The organism is Pseudomonas sp. TAA207, from assembly GCF_001529285.1.
GTDB classification, from domain to species: Bacteria; Pseudomonadota; Gammaproteobacteria; order Pseudomonadales; family Pseudomonadaceae; genus Aquipseudomonas; species Aquipseudomonas weihenstephanensis.
The window spans coordinates 167020-183205 of record NZ_LLWJ01000065.1; the positions used below are offsets into that span (position 1 = coordinate 167020).

General features: G+C 60.1%; 20 protein-coding genes. 11 read left to right on the plus strand and 9 right to left on the minus strand.

All coding sequences use genetic code 11. From position 1 onward, the window contains the following. Nucleotides 1-73: 73 nt before the first annotated feature. From AP059_RS11845 to sctN, 9 genes are all read right to left on the minus strand, one after another. Nucleotides 74-1339, minus strand: coding sequence for a cation:proton antiporter (locus AP059_RS11845; RefSeq protein ID WP_059765451.1), 1266 nt, complete (start codon nt 1337-1339; stop codon nt 74-76). Nucleotides 1340-1448: 109 nt separating this feature from the next. After that, nucleotides 1449-2498 carry a type III secretion system export apparatus subunit SctU gene (sctU, locus tag AP059_RS11850; RefSeq protein ID WP_059765454.1) on the minus strand — a complete coding sequence of 350 codons (1050 nt, stop codon included), beginning with the start codon at nt 2496-2498 and terminating at the stop codon, nt 1449-1451. Then, entirely contained in the window at nt 2495-3283 is a 789-nt protein-coding gene (sctT, locus tag AP059_RS11855; RefSeq protein ID WP_048364108.1) for a type III secretion system export apparatus subunit SctT, read from the minus strand. The genes sctU and sctT overlap by 4 nt, the downstream gene beginning before the upstream one ends. Next, complete coding sequence (sctS, locus tag AP059_RS11860; RefSeq protein ID WP_048364300.1) at nt 3280-3546, minus strand: type III secretion system export apparatus subunit SctS; 267 nt, start codon at nt 3544-3546, stop codon at nt 3280-3282. The genes sctT and sctS overlap by 4 nt, the downstream gene beginning before the upstream one ends. Beyond that, nucleotides 3543-4202 (minus strand): type III secretion system export apparatus subunit SctR, encoded by a 660-nt coding sequence (gene sctR / locus AP059_RS11865; RefSeq protein WP_048364107.1) that lies wholly within the window; start codon nt 4200-4202, stop codon nt 3543-3545. The genes sctS and sctR overlap by 4 nt, the downstream gene beginning before the upstream one ends. Next, complete coding sequence (gene sctQ, locus AP059_RS11870) at nt 4199-5125, minus strand: type III secretion system cytoplasmic ring protein SctQ (protein ID WP_120752335.1); 927 nt, start codon at nt 5123-5125, stop codon at nt 4199-4201. The genes sctR and sctQ overlap by 4 nt, the downstream gene beginning before the upstream one ends. Next, entirely contained in the window at nt 5122-6390 is a 1269-nt protein-coding gene (locus AP059_RS22545) for a type III secretion system needle length determinant (RefSeq protein ID WP_256209822.1), read from the minus strand. The genes sctQ and AP059_RS22545 overlap by 4 nt, the downstream gene beginning before the upstream one ends. Further along, nucleotides 6387-6854: a type III secretion system stalk subunit SctO gene (gene sctO / locus AP059_RS11880; RefSeq protein WP_059765458.1), complete on the minus strand. Its 468-nt coding sequence runs from the start codon at nt 6852-6854 to the stop codon at nt 6387-6389. The genes AP059_RS22545 and sctO overlap by 4 nt, the downstream gene beginning before the upstream one ends. Beyond that, complete coding sequence (sctN, locus tag AP059_RS11885; RefSeq protein ID WP_048364298.1) at nt 6851-8173, minus strand: type III secretion system ATPase SctN; 1323 nt, start codon at nt 8171-8173, stop codon at nt 6851-6853. Before sctN ends, sctO begins: the two co-directional genes overlap by 4 nt. Before the next feature lie 328 nt (nt 8174-8501). Here sctN and sctW point away from each other — a divergent pair, with 328 nt between their 5' ends. Genes sctW through sctE form a run of 11 tightly spaced genes read left to right on the plus strand, consistent with a single transcriptional unit; the run spans nt 8502 to nt 16185 of the window. Continuing rightward, entirely contained in the window at nt 8502-9377 is an 876-nt protein-coding gene (sctW, locus tag AP059_RS11890; RefSeq protein ID WP_059765461.1) for a type III secretion system gatekeeper subunit SctW, read from the plus strand. Further along, nucleotides 9358-9633 carry a TyeA family type III secretion system gatekeeper subunit gene (locus tag AP059_RS11895; RefSeq protein WP_048364103.1) on the plus strand — a complete coding sequence of 92 codons (276 nt, stop codon included), beginning with the start codon at nt 9358-9360 and terminating at the stop codon, nt 9631-9633. Before sctW ends, AP059_RS11895 begins: the two co-directional genes overlap by 20 nt. A 9-nt stretch (nt 9634-9642) precedes the next feature. Continuing rightward, nucleotides 9643-10014, plus strand: coding sequence for a type III secretion chaperone SycN (sycN, locus tag AP059_RS11900; protein WP_059765463.1), 372 nt, complete (start codon nt 9643-9645; stop codon nt 10012-10014). Then, nucleotides 10011-10376, plus strand: a complete 366-nt coding sequence (locus AP059_RS11905; RefSeq protein ID WP_048364101.1) for a YscX family type III secretion protein — start codon at nt 10011-10013, stop codon at nt 10374-10376. Before sycN ends, AP059_RS11905 begins: the two co-directional genes overlap by 4 nt. A gap of 5 nt (nt 10377-10381) precedes the next feature. Beyond that, nucleotides 10382-10714, plus strand: coding sequence for a tetratricopeptide repeat protein (locus AP059_RS11910; RefSeq protein WP_059765466.1), 333 nt, complete (start codon nt 10382-10384; stop codon nt 10712-10714). After that, nucleotides 10707-12830, plus strand: a complete 2124-nt coding sequence (sctV, locus tag AP059_RS11915) for a type III secretion system export apparatus subunit SctV (RefSeq protein ID WP_059765468.1) — start codon at nt 10707-10709, stop codon at nt 12828-12830. The genes AP059_RS11910 and sctV overlap by 8 nt, the downstream gene beginning before the upstream one ends. Then, nucleotides 12827-13261 (plus strand): LcrR family type III secretion system chaperone, encoded by a 435-nt coding sequence (locus tag AP059_RS11920; protein ID WP_059765470.1) that lies wholly within the window; start codon nt 12827-12829, stop codon nt 13259-13261. The genes sctV and AP059_RS11920 overlap by 4 nt, the downstream gene beginning before the upstream one ends. 36 nt (nt 13262-13297) lie before the next feature. Continuing rightward, on the plus strand, nt 13298-13582 hold the full coding sequence (locus AP059_RS11925) for an LcrG family type III secretion system chaperone (protein ID WP_059765472.1): 285 nt from the start codon (nt 13298-13300) through the stop codon (nt 13580-13582). Between the two features lie 9 nt (nt 13583-13591). Further along, nucleotides 13592-14533 carry a virulence-associated V antigen gene (locus AP059_RS11930; RefSeq protein ID WP_059765474.1) on the plus strand — a complete coding sequence of 314 codons (942 nt, stop codon included), beginning with the start codon at nt 13592-13594 and terminating at the stop codon, nt 14531-14533. Nucleotides 14534-14543: 10 nt separating this feature from the next. Next, nucleotides 14544-15041, plus strand: coding sequence for a SycD/LcrH family type III secretion system chaperone (locus tag AP059_RS11935; protein WP_048364095.1), 498 nt, complete (start codon nt 14544-14546; stop codon nt 15039-15041). Further along, entirely contained in the window at nt 15022-16185 is a 1164-nt protein-coding gene (gene sctE, locus AP059_RS11940) for a type III secretion system translocon subunit SctE (protein WP_059765476.1), read from the plus strand. Before AP059_RS11935 ends, sctE begins: the two co-directional genes overlap by 20 nt. The last annotated feature ends 1 nt before the right edge of the window (nt 16186 follow it).

Below are 16186 nucleotides of genomic sequence, written 5' to 3' on the forward strand. Positions count from 1 at the left end.
AGTGTAGGAGTAGGCGCAGGCTGCGGTCTTTTGATCGTTCAATCCAAAAGCTCGCAGCCTGCCGGGAGGGGGATTAATGCGCGTTATCGGCCTCAGCCGAAACAGGGGTGTCTTTGGTCACATGCTTGACCAGTTTGCCGATGGTCAGGCCCTGGAACAGGATCGACGACAACACCACGATGTAGGTGATACTCAGGATCAAGTCACGCTCCGGCCCCAGCGGCAAGGCCAGTGCCAGCGCGACCGAAACCCCGCCGCGCAAGCCACCCCACGTCAGGATGCGAATGGTGCCACGCGGCACCGCACGCCAGCGGCGCAGCAGCACAATGGCCGGGGCCACGGTCAGCAAACGCGACAACAGGATCGCCACTGCCAACGCACTGGCGGCCAGCAAATGCAGCCACGAGAACGGCAGCAGCAACAGCTCCATGCCGATCAACGCAAACAGCAATGCGTTGAGCATGTCATCCAGCAGCTCCCAAAAGCCGTCCAGGTAGCGACGGGTCATCTCGTTCATCGCCTTGTTGCGGCCCAGGTTGCCAATGATCAAACCGGCCACCACCATCGCAATCGGTGCCGAGACGTGCAGCTCACTGGCCATCGCCGAGCCGCCAATCACCAGCGCCAAGGTGAGCATCACTTCGATCTGATACTGCTCGATGCTCTTGATCATCCGGTACACCAGATAACCGATCAGCCCGCCAAACACCACGCCGCCAATGGCTTCGTGGGCAAACATCATGGCCGTGGCGCTGACGCTGGGGGTTTCACCCAGTTGCACGATACCCAGCAACACGGTGAACACCACCACAGCGGTGCCGTCGTTGAACAGCGACTCGCCCACGATGGTGGTTTTCAGCGGTTTGGACGCGTTGGCGGTCCGCAACACGCCGAGCACGGCAATCGGGTCGGTGGGCGAAATCAATGCACCAAACAACAAGCAGTACAAAAAGCTGATGTGCCAGCCGAACAGGCCGAAAATCCAGTACGCCAGACTGCCAATCACCGTGGTGGCGATCAGCACACCCACCGTGGCGAGCAGCCCAATCGGCCAACGGTAACTGCGCACGTCATTGAAGTTAACGTGCAAGGCACCTGCAAACAGCAGAAAGCCCAGCATCCAGTTCATCAACAGATCGCCAAAATCAATTTGGCCGATCAACTGTTGCACGCGGTCTTCGAGGCCCGGATAACCGAGCACGCTCAAGCCTTGCAACAGCAGGGAAAACACAAGGGCTGTGACCATCACGCCAATCGTGGGCGGCAGGCCGATAAAACGGTAATTCACGTACGTCAGCAGTGACGTCAGGCAGATAAACGCAGCAACAAGCTCAAGCATCCGAGTTCCTGTGGTGGCGAGAGTGGGGGGAATGCCCGATCAGGCCGGGCAATGGTTTGATGCAAAAAACCACATCAGCGACACATTGCCGGATGTTACAAAGCCGAGGTCAGGTGGCCTCTTTGTGCAGGTCCGCCAACCAGCGCAACACCTCTGCCGTGGGTTCAATCAAGTCGGCGGGGATGTATTGATCCACGTGTCCGCCCTGATACAACGCGCGGGCCAAAGGGATGCGTTGCAGCACCGGGATGCCCTCTTCTTCAGCCATGCGCCGCACCCGTAATGCCTGCGCGTCGGTGTATTTGAGGGTGATCAGCGGCAGCGGCGTTTCACCGCGCACATAACGAATACCAATGGCGATATGCGTCGGGTTGGCGACGATCACCGAGGAGCGTTTCACATCGGCCCGCAGGTTGCTGGTTTGCAACTCCTGATGAAACTGACGGCGCTTGCTCTTGATCTCGGGGCTGCCTTCCATCTCCTTGTACTCGCGCTTGATCTCATCCTTGCTCATGCGCAGTTGCTTGTTGTGCTGGTAACGCTCGAAGGCATAGTCGGCCGCCGAAATCAGCACAAACCCGACCCCGCACACCAGCATCAGCTGTTCGAGCATCAGCCCGACAATCGGCGCAATGCAGCCCAAACCACACGCGGGCAGACGAATCAGCGCATTGAGGTTGCCTTCCAGCGTGACCCATACCAGCAACGACAGCAGGGCAACCTTGAGCGCAGACTTGAGAAACTCCACCAGGCTGCGGATCGAGAATATTTTCTTCGCGCCTTCCACCGGGTTGATCTTTTTCAGGTCCGGCATGATCGACTCGCCACTGAGCAAAAAACCGTACTGCGCCAAGTGCGACACGATCACCACCAGGGCGGCGACCACCAAGATGGGCAGGCACAGGTACACCAACTCCTGCATCAGGTTTTCCAGCACCAGCTCAAAGGCCTGACCGAACGGCAGGTTCAGGTAGTTGGCGGGCATCAGCATCAAGCCGCCCAGATGCTCCATGTAGTATTCCGAGCAGGTCATGAACAGCGTGACCAAGGCCAGAATCAACGCCGTGGACACCACCTCCTTGCTTTTGACCACCTGGCCTTTGTCCCGCGCATCGCGCAGTTTTTTGGCCGTGGGCTGCTCGGTTTTTTCGCCGCTCATTGGCCACCCAGAATCGGCGTCAACAGGGCCACCGGGTCCAGCGCCAGCAAGAGGCTGTCATAGGCGTGTGTCATCAGCACGTTGAGGTAAATCACCAGCAGGAAGCTGGCGATGATGCTTTTGATCGGCATCGCCAAAATGAACACATTCAAGGACGGCGCAAAACGACTGATGAGCGCCAGCCCGAACTCTGCCAGAAACATGGCAATCAGCAACGGCGCAGCCAGCAATACGCAAAGGCTCAGCAACTGGCTGAACTGGCTGTAGAAAAAAACCACCCATTGCTCACCCACCTGCGGGAAGAATGTCGCCACCGGCCAACTCACGTAACTCTGGAACAGCGCCCCGAGCAGCATCAAAAAGGCCCCGCCGCTGAAGAACAGCGTGATCAGCGTTTGCGTCAGCAACAGCCCGGTGGGGCTGGTCTGGCTGCCCAGCGTCGGGTTCAGGGTGGAGGCTATCGAAGCACCGCGCTGGTTGTCGATGATAAAACCGGTGGCCTCAATCGCCCAAAACGGAATGGTCGCGACAAAGCCGATCAACAGGCCGAGGAGGATTTCCTTGCCGATCATCAGCGCCAGGTCCAGCCCGGTGATGGTCAGCGGCAACGTGCCCGCCACCGCCGGGTAGATAAACAGCGCCAGCGAACAGGCCACGCCGTTGCGCACCAGCCCGCCACCCAGCATCTGTTTGCTCAGGATCGGCATCACCACAAAACAGCAGAGGATGCGCGGCAACAACAGCGTGTAGGCCAACAACAACTGTTGCAGGTCCTGAATGCTCATCGAACCAGCGCGACTTTGTGCAAGGTCATGTCTGCGAAGGTAAACAGCTCATTGCCCATCCAGCCGGCCGTGGCAAACAACGTCACCACCACCGCCACCAACTTGGCGACGAAGCCCAGCGTCTGCTCCTGAATTTGCGTCAGCGCTTGCAGCAGCGACACCAGGGTGCCGACCGCCGCCGCAATCAGCACCGTGGGCATAGACAGCACCAGCACCAGCCACAGGCTCTGGCTGGTGAAGTGCAGAATGTCGGCGTTGTTCACGGCCACACCCCGTAACTGATCACCAGCCCGTGGGTGAGGCGCGCCCAGCCGTCAAGCAACACAAACAGCAGCAACTTGAAGGGCAGGGAGATGGTCATCGGCGAGACCATCATCATGCCCATCGCCAGCAGGATGTTGGAAATGATCAAGTCGATGGCAATGAACGGCAGGTAGATCAGAAACCCGATTTCAAAGGCCCGTGTCAGCTCGCTGACCGTAAACGCGGGCAACAGAATCAGCAGGCTGTCAGGTTCCAGGCGATCGGCGTATTCGGCGGGCCAGATCTGGCGCGTGCTGTCGACAAAAAACGCGTGCTCGCGCGCCTGGATCTGGCGTTTAAGAAAGTCACGATACGGCTGCATGCCTTCATCGAGAAACAACTCCACCGACTCGGTTTTGCTCAGGCTCACGTCATGGGTTTTCAGGTAGTCGCGGGTAGCAAAACCCACGGGCGCCATCACGTACACGCTCAAAATGATCGCCAACCCGTACATCGCCATGTTTGGCGGAATTTGCTGCACGCCCAGCGCGTTGCGCAGCAGTGAAAACACCACGGTCATTTTGATAAACGAAGTCGCCATCACCGCGATAAACGGCAACAGGGCCAACAATGCCAACCCCATGATCAGACTGAGTTCGTCTGGCAGTTGAATCATGTTGCGCTGCTCGCCAGCAAGCGGGTGACGCGTACACCCAAACGGTCCTGGATACGCACCAGTTCCCCCGTGCCCACGTAGCGCTGATTGGCCAGAATCCGCACTTCACCTTCCAGCCCGCACGCCAGGTCGATCAACGACCCCGGCTCCAGTGCTGCCAGGCTTTGCAGGTCGAGGGTCTGACGGCCCACCTCGAAACTGACCTGCACTTGCAGTTGTTCAAGGCCGGCCAGCGCGTGCTCGGGCTCAGTGGGGGCTGGGGTGTGCATGGCAAGTACCTTAAGGTGGTTTTCTTCGGGGAGAACGTGCGCCCACGGGCGACCTTCGACATAGACCAACAGCGGGCTTTGCACCTGTTGGCGGGACGGCAACAGCAACAGGTCGCCGGTGCAGACTGAGTTGAGCAGCGCCGGAGTCAGTTGCACCGGGCCCCATTGCAACGACAACAGCAGCGCAATCGGGCGCATTTCGCGCAGCGGGCGGGCGGGCAACAACGCCAGCAAGGCCCGGGGATCACCCTCGATCCAGAACACCAGTTGCTCGCCGCCGCGTGACAGGCTGAGGCTCAAACACACCGCTGCGGCGCTGGCGCAATAAGGTTCGATGGCGTCCCACACCAACCCGGTGAACGGCGCGCCTTCGACTTCCAGCAGGGCCAGTTGCAATGCGGCGGGCAAGCGTGCAAAAGCGGCCTCCTGCAAACGTGGCGCCAGCCATTGCGCCAGGCAGGCGCGATGACACAACAAACGCAACGGCACGCCGCGCCAATGCACATGCAACGCCAGGTCCAACCCCGCAGGTGGCTGGCTCACCCCCAACTGCGCATGCCCGTCATTGACCGGGAAGCGACTGCGGCAAGACGCCAGGCGTTGTTGCAACGCCCATTCCTGCGGCTCGACGGTATTTAAGGGCAACGCCTTCACGGCTGCGCCTCCCACTCGTCATAGACACTGCGGCGTTGGCGCGAACGCTGGTCGCTGTCTTGCGAGTTGCTGAATGACAGTTGCACCGGTTGTTCGGGATTAAGCCGTTGCAGGCGCTCCAGCAGCTCCTGGCGGGCCAGTTGCAACTGCAACAGGCTGCCGGGACTGGCCTGGATGTCGACTTGCAACTGACCATGAACCGTCACCAACTGCACCTCAACGTGGCCCAGGTGCGGCAAGTGCACCTGCACCACACTGGCGCTGCCCAGGTGCGTGGCGGCGGACTGAATGTGTGGCTGCAAGGCACTGAGCAACTGCTGTAGATCGCGGGTCAAGAGCGGCGCTTCACGGCTCGGCTGCAAGCGGGCGAGCAGCTTGTCGCCGGGGGTCATCAACGGGGCAATGGCCTCAGGCAGATCATCCACGGGGGCCATAAACCGTGCAGGTTCATCGTGGGGTTGATCGTCGTGGCTGGCGCTGTCACCGGTGCAGGGCGCAGGCGCAGTTCGCGGGGCTTCGACGGCGGGTATTTCAGGAGCCGGGCGCTGCGCCGAGGGGGCAAGGGGCCGCGCGCTGTCTTGTGCTTTGCAGGCCACCCAAGGCGCTTCGCCCCTTTCGGCGCCGACAGCAGGCGCGATGGCAGGCGGCAATGCACTGCCTTCAGGTTTGGTGGGTACTTGCGGTTTTTCAACGCTGTCGCCAACCACAACCGGAGCGCAGGCAGGTGGCGGGTGCAGTGGCTGCGCGCTGGCTACGTGTGGCGGCGCACCGTCTTCTGGCTTAAAAGGGGCCTGCGATTTTTCACCGCTTTGGCTCGCGACTACAGGGGCCTGAGGCCGCAGCGCAGGGGCTGCGGGGTTAAAAGGCGGCGTCAGGTTTTGGCGAGGCACAGAGGCGTGTTGAAGTCCTTGCGCGGGGTCGAGCGGCGCCGTCTCACTCTTGGCGTGAGCGTGCTCGCGAGGCGGCGTTTCAGGCGGATGCATTGACCCCAGCGGCGCCGTTTGCTCATCGCCCTTTGATGCCACTTCACGGGGCTCCAACGCCGGGTTATTGCCCTCTGCGCCCCTGATCAATTCGGCAAAGGCGGCATGGGCTTTTTGAAACGAAGCGCCCAACGCCGACAATGTCGGGCGCAGCGGTTTCACATCCTGCGTCATGGGCACCTGCATCACCTGTTCGAAGTGGTGTTGCAAGGCTTTGTCCGGGATGTTCGGCCCGCTCCGCTCAGCAGGTACTGCGGGTTCAACCGGCGTGATGCGGGTCATAGCGCGATGTCCGGGCGACGGAATTCATCGAGTTCCATTTCTTCTTTCAACTCATTCATAAGGCGCTCTTCATCTAACGCGTGACGGCTCAACTCGGTGAATTTTTCGACTTGCTGCTGCGCGGCCACCAATTTGCGCTGGCTCAAGCGCCACAGTTCGCGCTCTTGCACCAGCACCTGCGCGCGCTCAGCAATGGCTTGTTCGAGACGGGCTTCTTCTTCACGCAGCAGGGCCACTTGCTGTTGCCACTGCTCCAGTTTTTGACGGTTGAGCGGTTGCTCTTTGCACTGCTCAAAGAGCCGCGCTTCTTCTGCCTGACGCCACTGCTGATACTGCTGATGTTCAGTCACGCTCAACGCTTGCGCACTGCGACTGGCCAGCACCCGCAGTTGATGGCGATGTTGTTCCTGCTCGGCACGCTGAGCGCGCAAAGACTTAATGCTTAACAAGGTGTGCAAGGTCACAGGGCAAGGGCCTCCAATTGGGCAAGGCTTTGCGCCAAGTGGCTGAGTTCGTGGGTGCCCTGACGCAACCAGTCACGAATCGCGGGCATCTTGTCGATGGCGCGGTCGGCAACCGGGTCCTGGCCCTTCTGGTACTCACCGATCTTGAGCAGCAATTCCACTTCTTCGTATTTGGCCATCCATTCGCGCACCTGGCTGGCCGCGTGCCGGTGGCCGGGCGCAACAATCTGGTTCATCACCCGGCTCACTGAACGCAGCACGTCAATGGCCGGGTAATGATTGGCCGCGGCCAACTTGCGCGACAGGATGATGTGCCCGTCGAGGATGGAGCGGGTTTCGTCCGCCACCGGCTCGGTCATGTCGTCACCTTCCACCAGCACCGTGTACAGCGCGGTGATCGAGCCTTTATCCGACTGCCCCGCGCGCTCCATCAGGCGCGGCAAGGCGGCAAAGACCGACGGCGGATAACCGCGACGGGTGGGCGGTTCACCGGCGGCCAGGCCGATTTCGCGTTGGGCGCGGGCAAAGCGGGTGACCGAATCCATCAGCAGCAACACCCGCTTGCCCTGGTCGCGGAAATACTCGGCAATGCTGGTGGCGACAAACCCGGCCTTGGCCCGCTCCATCGCCGGACGGTCAGAGGTGGCGACCACCAATACCGAACGGCGCAACCCTTCCTCGCCCAGATCGGACTCAATAAATTCGCGCACCTCACGCCCACGCTCACCGACCAGCGCCAGCACAATCACATCGACGTCGGCATTGCGCATCAGCGTGGCCAGCAACGTACTTTTACCGCCACCCGCTGCGGCAAAAATCCCCATGCGCTGGCCTTCGCCGCAACACAGCAAGCCATCGAGCGTACGCACACCCAGCGAGATGGGTTGGCTGATCAGTTTGCGGCTCATGGGCGGCGGCGCATCGCGATACACCGGGTACCACGCAGCGGGTTCGCCCAACGGCGGGCCTTGCAAAGGTTGGCCCAGGCCGTCGAGCACCTGCCCGAGCAAATGATCGCCCACGCCCACCTGATGCATGGTGCCGGTGGGGCTAACCTCCGTATTAGAGGAAATGCCGTGCATTTCACCCAACGGCGTCAGCAGCGCTTGATGCTGCTGAAAGCCAATGACTTCGGCCATCAACGACAACGAGTGATCCGGATTACGCAAATGGCACAACTCACCAATCCGCACGCCGGGCACCACGGCTTTGAGCAATGTGCCGGTGACCTGAGTCACACGGCCACGAATTTGAATCAGCCGACATTGCTCGATGACGTGCTGCATCTGATCGGTGACGTGTTCGAGGGAGAGGTGCATGGTCGGCTTGGGTCTGGGGCTGACCATCATTCTAAAGAGAAGTACCTGTAGGAAATTTCAACCTTGGTCGTGAGTTTTTATAAATTGGTTGGGGTTTAAGCCCGCTCGCCGACCGTGGCAAACGTGGCCCCCTCTCGATTGCCCCTTACACACAACGCGTTGCCTGCCTGCAACCCAAAGCCCGCCGCCTGCGCCAACTTCTGCGCGGGGCGTGGTGGTGTATTGGGGTGGTTGCCTAAAAAAATGCGACGGATTTTGGCAGCCGCCCCACCCCGCATATTTTTACAATGGAGCTCTTCTTCAAAGCTGCACGAGAGTGAGTACCTCTATGGCCAACATCCAGAACCTGCTGGCGCCGACCGCACAGCCGGATCGCGAGGTCGAGCCATCGCGCAACCCCGATCCACGCCTGAGCGGCAGCTTTCAAGGCGAACGCGTGCAGTACATTTCCACCAGCCAATCAATGGCCGATGCCGCAGAAGAACTGACCTTTGCGTTTTCCGAACGCGTGGAAAAATCACTCGCAAAACGCAAGATCAGCGACGGCCAGGCCCGCCTGAGCGAAGTGCAAGAGATGCTCGAAGAGTATCTGCACAAGGTGCCCGACCTCGAACGCCAACAAAAACTTGAAACCCTGGTGGCGCAGCTGGCGAGCGGGCAATTGACCAACATGGCGCAGCTCAAGGCGTACCTCAAAGGCTTTTCAGGCGAGGTGAGCCATCAGTTCGTGGCGCTGTCGTTTGCACGCCAGACCCTGGCCACTAAAACCGATGCCCGTGCTCTGCTGGCGCTGATCGATCAAGCCTTGTTGCAGATGGCGGACGAGCATGGCGCAGCCATTGAAACCGGCCTGAGTATCGGCCCGCTGGCGCTGCACGCCGAACAGCTTGGCGTGGGCGATGTGCAAGCGTTGCGCGACACCTACCGTGATGCGGTGCTCGATTACAAAGGCCTGTCGGCCGCCTGGAATGACATTCAGGCCCGCTTCGCCAGCTCGGCCATCGAAGGGGTGACCGCCTTCATGATGAAAGCGTTGAGTGCCGACCTGGACAGCCAGCAAACGCGCCTCGACCCGATCAAGCTGGAGCGCGTGATGAGCGACATGTCCAAGCTCAGAATCCTGGCCGGTTTATCCGATCAGGTTCACGCGCTCTGGAAAGCACTGGTCACAGGAGAACAAGGGCATGGCATACGGGCCTTCTGACTTGATGGGCGACCTGGTGGCCGTGGTGGATAAACGCTGGGTCACCGTGCAAGACATTCAGCGCATGGGCCAGTCAATGGCGCTCAACAACGTGGCCGAAGTGATCACCTTTTATCGCGAAATAAAGCGCTTGCTGCGCCTGTTGCCGATCGAAATCTTTGCCGATGAGGAGCAGCGGCACAATCTGCTCAATGCCTGTCAATTGGCCATGGATTTGGCCATCGACCAGGAAGAGGACGAATGGCAAGCCCAATGAGTAAACAGCATGCAGTGGATTGATCAGGCGCTGGCCCAGTTCTGTCAGGACATGGGCGTGGCGCTGCCCTCGCCCTTGAGTGATTTGATCCAGCTGGAATTCGAGCACATGGGCACCCTGCAACTGGAGCGACACGCCAACGGCCTGACCGTGTGGCTGGCGCTGGAGTTGCCGTGGCATCAGGCGCACCAAGGGATGCTGCGTGCCATGTCGCGCAGTTACAGCCGCGCAGCCCCCGAGTTGCCACTGCGCTGTGGCTGGTCGGGTGAAACACGCTTGCTGTTACTCATCACCCTGGATGCACGCCGTGTCACGGCGCCGGTGTTGCATCAGGCGCTGCGGACCCTGATCAGCGTGCGCGACGAAGTCATCGCACCGTGAGTCGCATCAGCGGCCTGCATATCGGGATCGAACAGCTCAGCGAAATCGGCAGCGAACACGAACTGGCCGGGCTGCCCGAACGCTATGTGTTACCGCCGGACGGCCACAGTGTCGAGGCACATTTCGATGCCTTGTACCCGGCCCGTCGCGCCGAGCAGCAATGGCTCAGCCTGGCGCGCCCCACCGGCCAATTCCATGAGCTGCTGCGCCCGCAGGCGTTTCGCCAGGCACTCAACGGGTTACGCCACACACTCCAGGCCTCGGACAGCGCACCGTTACAGGCCGCTGCGGGGTTAATCGCGCAACGCAGTGACGATGAACATCTGCTGCGCATGGCCCTGAATTTGTTGCACAAGGTATGAGTGACATGACGTTAAAACCAGTTGAGCAAAAGCTGCTGTTGCTACTCGGATGGGTGCAACTGCAATGCGCTCAACCGGCACACGCACGCACTTTTTTTGAAGCCGTGCTGAGTGCCGAGCCGCAGCAACATGCCGCGCGCAAGGCGTTGGTGGTGGCATTACTGCAATTGGAACTGGGCGCACAGGCCGAGCAACACTGCGAGCATTTGCTCGCGCAGGGCGAAAACGACCCCGCCTTGTGGGCGTGCCTGAGCCGGGCGCAACAGGTGCAAGGCCAGCTTGAGCGGGCGCGTAGCACTTACGATCATTTCCTTGGCCTGCGGGACACCCATGCCTGAAGTCACGGAGTTTCTGACCCGCCTGGGCGCGCGCAAAGACATCATGCTGGCAGTCATGCTGCTAGCCGTGGTGTTCATGATGGTGCTGCCGCTGCCGCCCTTTCTGCTGGACATCCTGATTGCGATCAACATCACCATTTCAGTGGTGCTGATGATGATGTCGGTCTATATCAACTCGCCGCTGCAATTTTCGGTGTTTCCGGCGGTACTGCTGATTACCACCCTGTTTCGCCTGGCGCTGTCGGTCAGCACCACACGCATGATTCTGCTCGAAGCCGACGCGGGCAAAATCGTCGAAACCTTCGGTAATTTTGTGGTCGGCGGCAATCTGGTCGTAGGCTGCATTTTGTTTTTGATCATCACCATCGTGCAGTTTTTGGTAATCACCAAAGGGGCCGAACGGGTTGCGGAGGTCAGTGCGCGGTTCTCGCTGGACGCCATGCCCGGCAAGCAGATGAGCATCGACGGCGACATGCGCGCAGGCGTGATTGACGTCAACGAAGCGCGTGATCGGCGCTCGATGATCGAGAAAGAAAGCCAGATGTTCGGATCGATGGACGGCGCGATGAAGTTCGTCAAAGGCGACGCCATCGCCGGGCTGATCATCATCTTCGTGAACATTCTGGCGGGCATCACCATCGGCGTGACGCAAAAAGGCATGAGCGCCGCCGACGCCTTGCAGCTCTATTCGGTGCTGACGGTGGGCGACGGCATGGTCACGCAAATACCGGCGCTGCTGATCGCGATCACTGCGGGCATCATCGTGACCCGCGACTCTTCGGACAGCTCTACTGATCTGGGCAGCGACATCGGCGACCAGGTGGTGGCTCAACCCAAAGCGCTGATGATTGGCGGCGTATTGCTGGTGCTGTTCGGCCTGATTCCGGGCTTCCCGACCGTGACCTTTTTTGCCCTCGCGCTGTTGGTCGGTGGCGGCGGTTACTGGATGGTACTGCGCCAGCGCGGCGTGGCGGCCGCCGACGAGTCGCACGACTTGCCCACCTTGCTGGCGCAGGGCGCAGGCGCGCCGTCCGTCAAACCCCGCAGCAAACCGTCCTCGGGCAAGACCAAGGGCGGGCGCCTGAGCGACAAGGAAGAGTTCGCCATGACCGTGCCGCTGCTGATCGACGTCGATGCGAGCATGCAGCAAAGTCTTGAGGGATTCTCGCTGAACGAGGAACTGATACGGGTGCGGCGCGCCCTGTATCTGGATTTCGGCGTGCCGTTTCCGGGGATTCACCTGCGATTCAATGAAGGACTAAAGGAAGGCGAATACCTGATCCAGTTGCAGGAAGTGCCCGTGGCGCGAGGGCGCTTGCGAGCGGCGCAATTGCTGGTGCAAGAGCGCAGCAGCCAGCTGGAGTTGCTCGGCGTGCCCTTCGAAGAAGGCGACCCGGTGCTGCCGGGGCAGCCCGCGTTGTGGGTCAGCGAGGAACACAAGCCGCGACTGGAGCGCTCGGGGTGCAGCGTGTTGAGCATGGATCAGGTACTGACCTGGCACTTGTCGCATGTGCTGCGCGAGTACGCCGAAGACTTTATCGGCATCCAGGAAACCCGCTACCTGCTGGAGCAGATGGAACACAGCTACGCCGAGCTGGTGAAAGAAGCGCTGCGCATCATCCCCCTGCAACGCATGACCGAAATCCTTCAGCGGCTGGTAGGCGAAGACATTTCCATCCGTAACCTGCGGGCCATTCTGGAAGCGATGGTGGAATGGGGCCAGAAGGAAAAGGACGTGGTGCAACTCACCGAATACATCCGCAGCAGCCTCAAACGCTATATCTGCCACAAGTATTCGAGTGGCAATAACATCCTGCCCGCGTATTTGCTCGACCAGCAGGTTGAAGAGCAGATTCGCGGCGGCATCCGCCAGACCAGCGCAGGCAGTTATCTGGCGCTGGACCCCAGCGTGACGCAGGCGTTTTTACAGCAAGTGCGCCACACCGTAGGCGACCTGTCACAGATGCAAAGCAAGCCGGTGCTGATCGTCTCGATGGACATTCGCCGCTACGTGCGCAAGTTGATTGAAAGCGATTACTACGGCCTGCCGGTGCTGTCATATCAGGAGCTGACGCAGCAAATCAACATCCAGCCACTGGGACGCATTGCCCTGTGAAACGAGACCCGCTAAGCGAGTGGTTTGAGCAGCACGGTTACGGGGTGCGCGCGCATTTTTTGCGTAAAACGGGCATTCAACTGGGCTGGCGATTTGTCGACAGCGGCTGCGAAGTGGCGTGGCGCTGCGAAGGCCAGCGGGTATGGATTGTGATGTTTCGCAGGCTCGATGAACGCCTCGGGCTGGCCAACCCGTTTGCTGCACTGTACGTGTTGGCCGAAGCGGCGCGCAGCATGCTGCCAGCGCCTGCCTGGTTGTACGGCAATGTCCAAGTGCTGGCCGACAGCCCGTTGGCCGGTGCGCGCCTGGGCCGTTTCTATCAACGCTGGGCCGGTGCTCGCGAGCCACAACCCGGCTGGTTCGAGCTGGACGCCAACCGCGTGTGCTCATTACAAGACATGCGAAAACGACAAAAACTCGACCGTGCCTGACAGGAAGGCCCGCGCGCTATCCCTACTATAGGGCGCATGAACAAAGACCCTTGCACCCATGCAAATACCGTCCAGGCGGCAAAACTGGCCATTGAAAACAATGCCCAGCGCAGCCGTTTGCTCTCGGAAATGTGGGAGGGCCTGGGGCTCTCTCCCGAGGTGCGCGACCGGGTGTTTCGCCCAGGTCCGAGTCGTTTGATTGAAGCCGCCGAGCAAGAATTGCTCAAGGAAGTCGAGCGCATGCGCGCCGCCCAACGTCCCGCCGCCGAAGAAGGTAGCCGCATGCGGCGCCCTGCCCGGATGCGCGGCCTTATGGTTTAAGGACTCAGCATGAGCATCAGCCACTACACCCACACCACTCAATTTCTCAGCGATGTGACCAGCACTGCGCTGGACCAACTGCGCGGTCACGATGCGGCGGCGCTGACCGAGCTTCAAAGCCTGCTCGCAACGCTCAAGATCCGCGTGTCCCACGAAGGCACCGAGTTGACGTCGGCACAGATGAACAAAGTGTTGGCCTTTTTGCTGCCGCCCGACGCCAAGCTTGCCAATGGCGGGTATGCAAGCCAGCTGCAAAACGGCCTTAACGGCGTGAAAAAAACCCTCACCGAGTATGCCAACGCCCACCCCCACACCGCGTGGCCACTGAGCGACTTTTTAGCGCTCAACCATTTTGGCCTCACGGCGGATCGACTCGACGATGACGTGATCGATGTGTATGTCGGGGTGCTGGAGAAGCAAGATGCCAAGCGCCTCAAGCTGCGCGATGAGCTGAAAGAGCTGACCGGTGAGCTGTCGATTTACAGCGTGGTGCAGGCGCAAATCAATGCCAAGTTATCGTCCAAATCCGATATCGACATCAGCAAGACCGACGCGGGCGGCCTCAACTTGCTCGACAAAGCGCTGTATGGCTACAGCGAAGAGCAACCCTGGCTAAAGAGCGCGGAGTACGCCCTGCTGACCCGGCTGGACACCGCCAAGAACAAGACGCAGATCAGCATCAAGGACTTTTTGAGCGGCGTGCCCAAGGAAAGCGGCGCAATCAAGGCCGCTGATTTGAAAAACAGTTACGCCTTCGAAAAAGACAACAACCCGGTCGCCAATCTGGCCACCACCGTGGGGGATCGCTCGCGCTCGCTCAATGACAAAGTGAGCGAGAAAACCACCCTGCTCAACGATGTCAGCTCGCGTTACAACGCGGCCATCGAAGCACTCAATCGCTTTGTGCAAAAACACGACAGCCTGCTGCGCGACATTCTCAATGCCATTTAAGGAACGCCCCATGACCCAACCCACTCAAGACGCCTGCGAGCAGGAAATGGAAGCGTTTTTGCGCGACGGCGGCACGCTCGCCATGCTGCGCGATGTGTCTGCCGACAGCCTGGAACAGCTGTATTCACTGGCCTTCAATGATTATCAAGCGGGCAAATGGGAGACCGCGCACAAGGTGTTTCAGGCGCTGTGCATGCTTGACCATTACGACGTGCGCTTCTTCCTGGGGTTGGGCGCTTGCCGCCAGTCCATGGGGCAATTTGAGCAAGCGGTACAGAGCTACAGCTACGGCGCGGTGATTGATGTCAACGAGCCGCGCTTCCCGTTTCACGCTGCTGAGTGTCACCTGCAATTGGGTGATCTCGACGGTGCCGAAAGTGGCTTCTATTCGGCCCGGGCCTTGGCCACAGCGCACCCTGAACACGCGGCGTTAGCCGAGCGTGCAGGCGCTTTATTGGAAGCCGTACTCATCAGAAAGGATCAACAACATGATTCCAACAGCGATTGATCGCGTTGGGCTCAACCCGGCGGCAGTGTCATCTGCCGAACCGGTTGCGCCCAAACGTACAGCGCGCGAGCAGGATGTCACCGTCAGTCGGGTTCAGGCTAACGCGTCATCTGCCGTGGCGTCACAAGGGGTGCAGTTACCTGCCCCGGCGCCCGGCGTTGCCCACAGTTTGAAACCTCAGACCCTGGCCAACATCAACCAATTGGTCAGCTCGGTGATTCAGAGCACCGGCATCACGCAACAGCTGATCACTGAAGTCCCGCGCCTGGCCTTGGCGCGCTTGAGTTCACCGCAAGCGTTCGAGATTGAATTGGCGCGTATTACGGGCGAGCTGGAAAGCGCGCAAAAAGCCAACAAGCTGGAAGACATCAAGCGGGCGCGCGAGCAAAACCTGCAAAAGATGGATGAAAACCAGAAGAAGATTCAAGAGTCGCAAGACGCTGCCAAGGAGGCCCAGAAGTCGGGTCTTGCAGCCAAAATTTTCGGTTGGATCAGTGCTGTGGCCTCGATCATCGTGGGCGCAATCATGGTCGCCACCGGCGCGGGCGCAGTCGCCGGTGCCTTGATGATCGCCGGCGGCGTGATGGGCATCGTGTCCCAGTCCGTACAGGCAGCTGCGGCTGCGGGCTTGATCAGTAAAGAGGTGATGGAAAAGCTCGGCCCGGCATTGATGGGCATTGAAATCGCTGTCGCCTTGCTCGCCGCAGTCGTCAGCTTCGGCGGCTCTGCAGCCGCGGGCATTGCCAAGCTCGGGGCGAAGATGGGCACCAAGGTGGCTGACCTGACCGCCAGCCTGGCCAGCAAAGTTGCAGACCTGGGCAGCAAGTTCGGCACCGCGGCCAGCATGTCCATGTCCCATGGCGCCAAGCTGGGTGTGCAAGTGGCCGACGTGACGCTGGACGTTGCCAATGGCGCGTCCCAGGCGGTGAATAACGGTTATCAGGCACATGCCGCACTGCGCCAGGCCGACGTGCTGGAAAACCGTGCCGAGTTGACCGCGTTCCAGACCGTCATGGACACACTCAGGGAAGAACTGAGCCGGATGGTCGAGGCATTTACCCACGTCATGGAACAGATCTTCCAGATGATCAATGCCAAAGGCGACCTGCTGCATAACCTGTCCAGCCGTCCTGCGGCGATTTGAG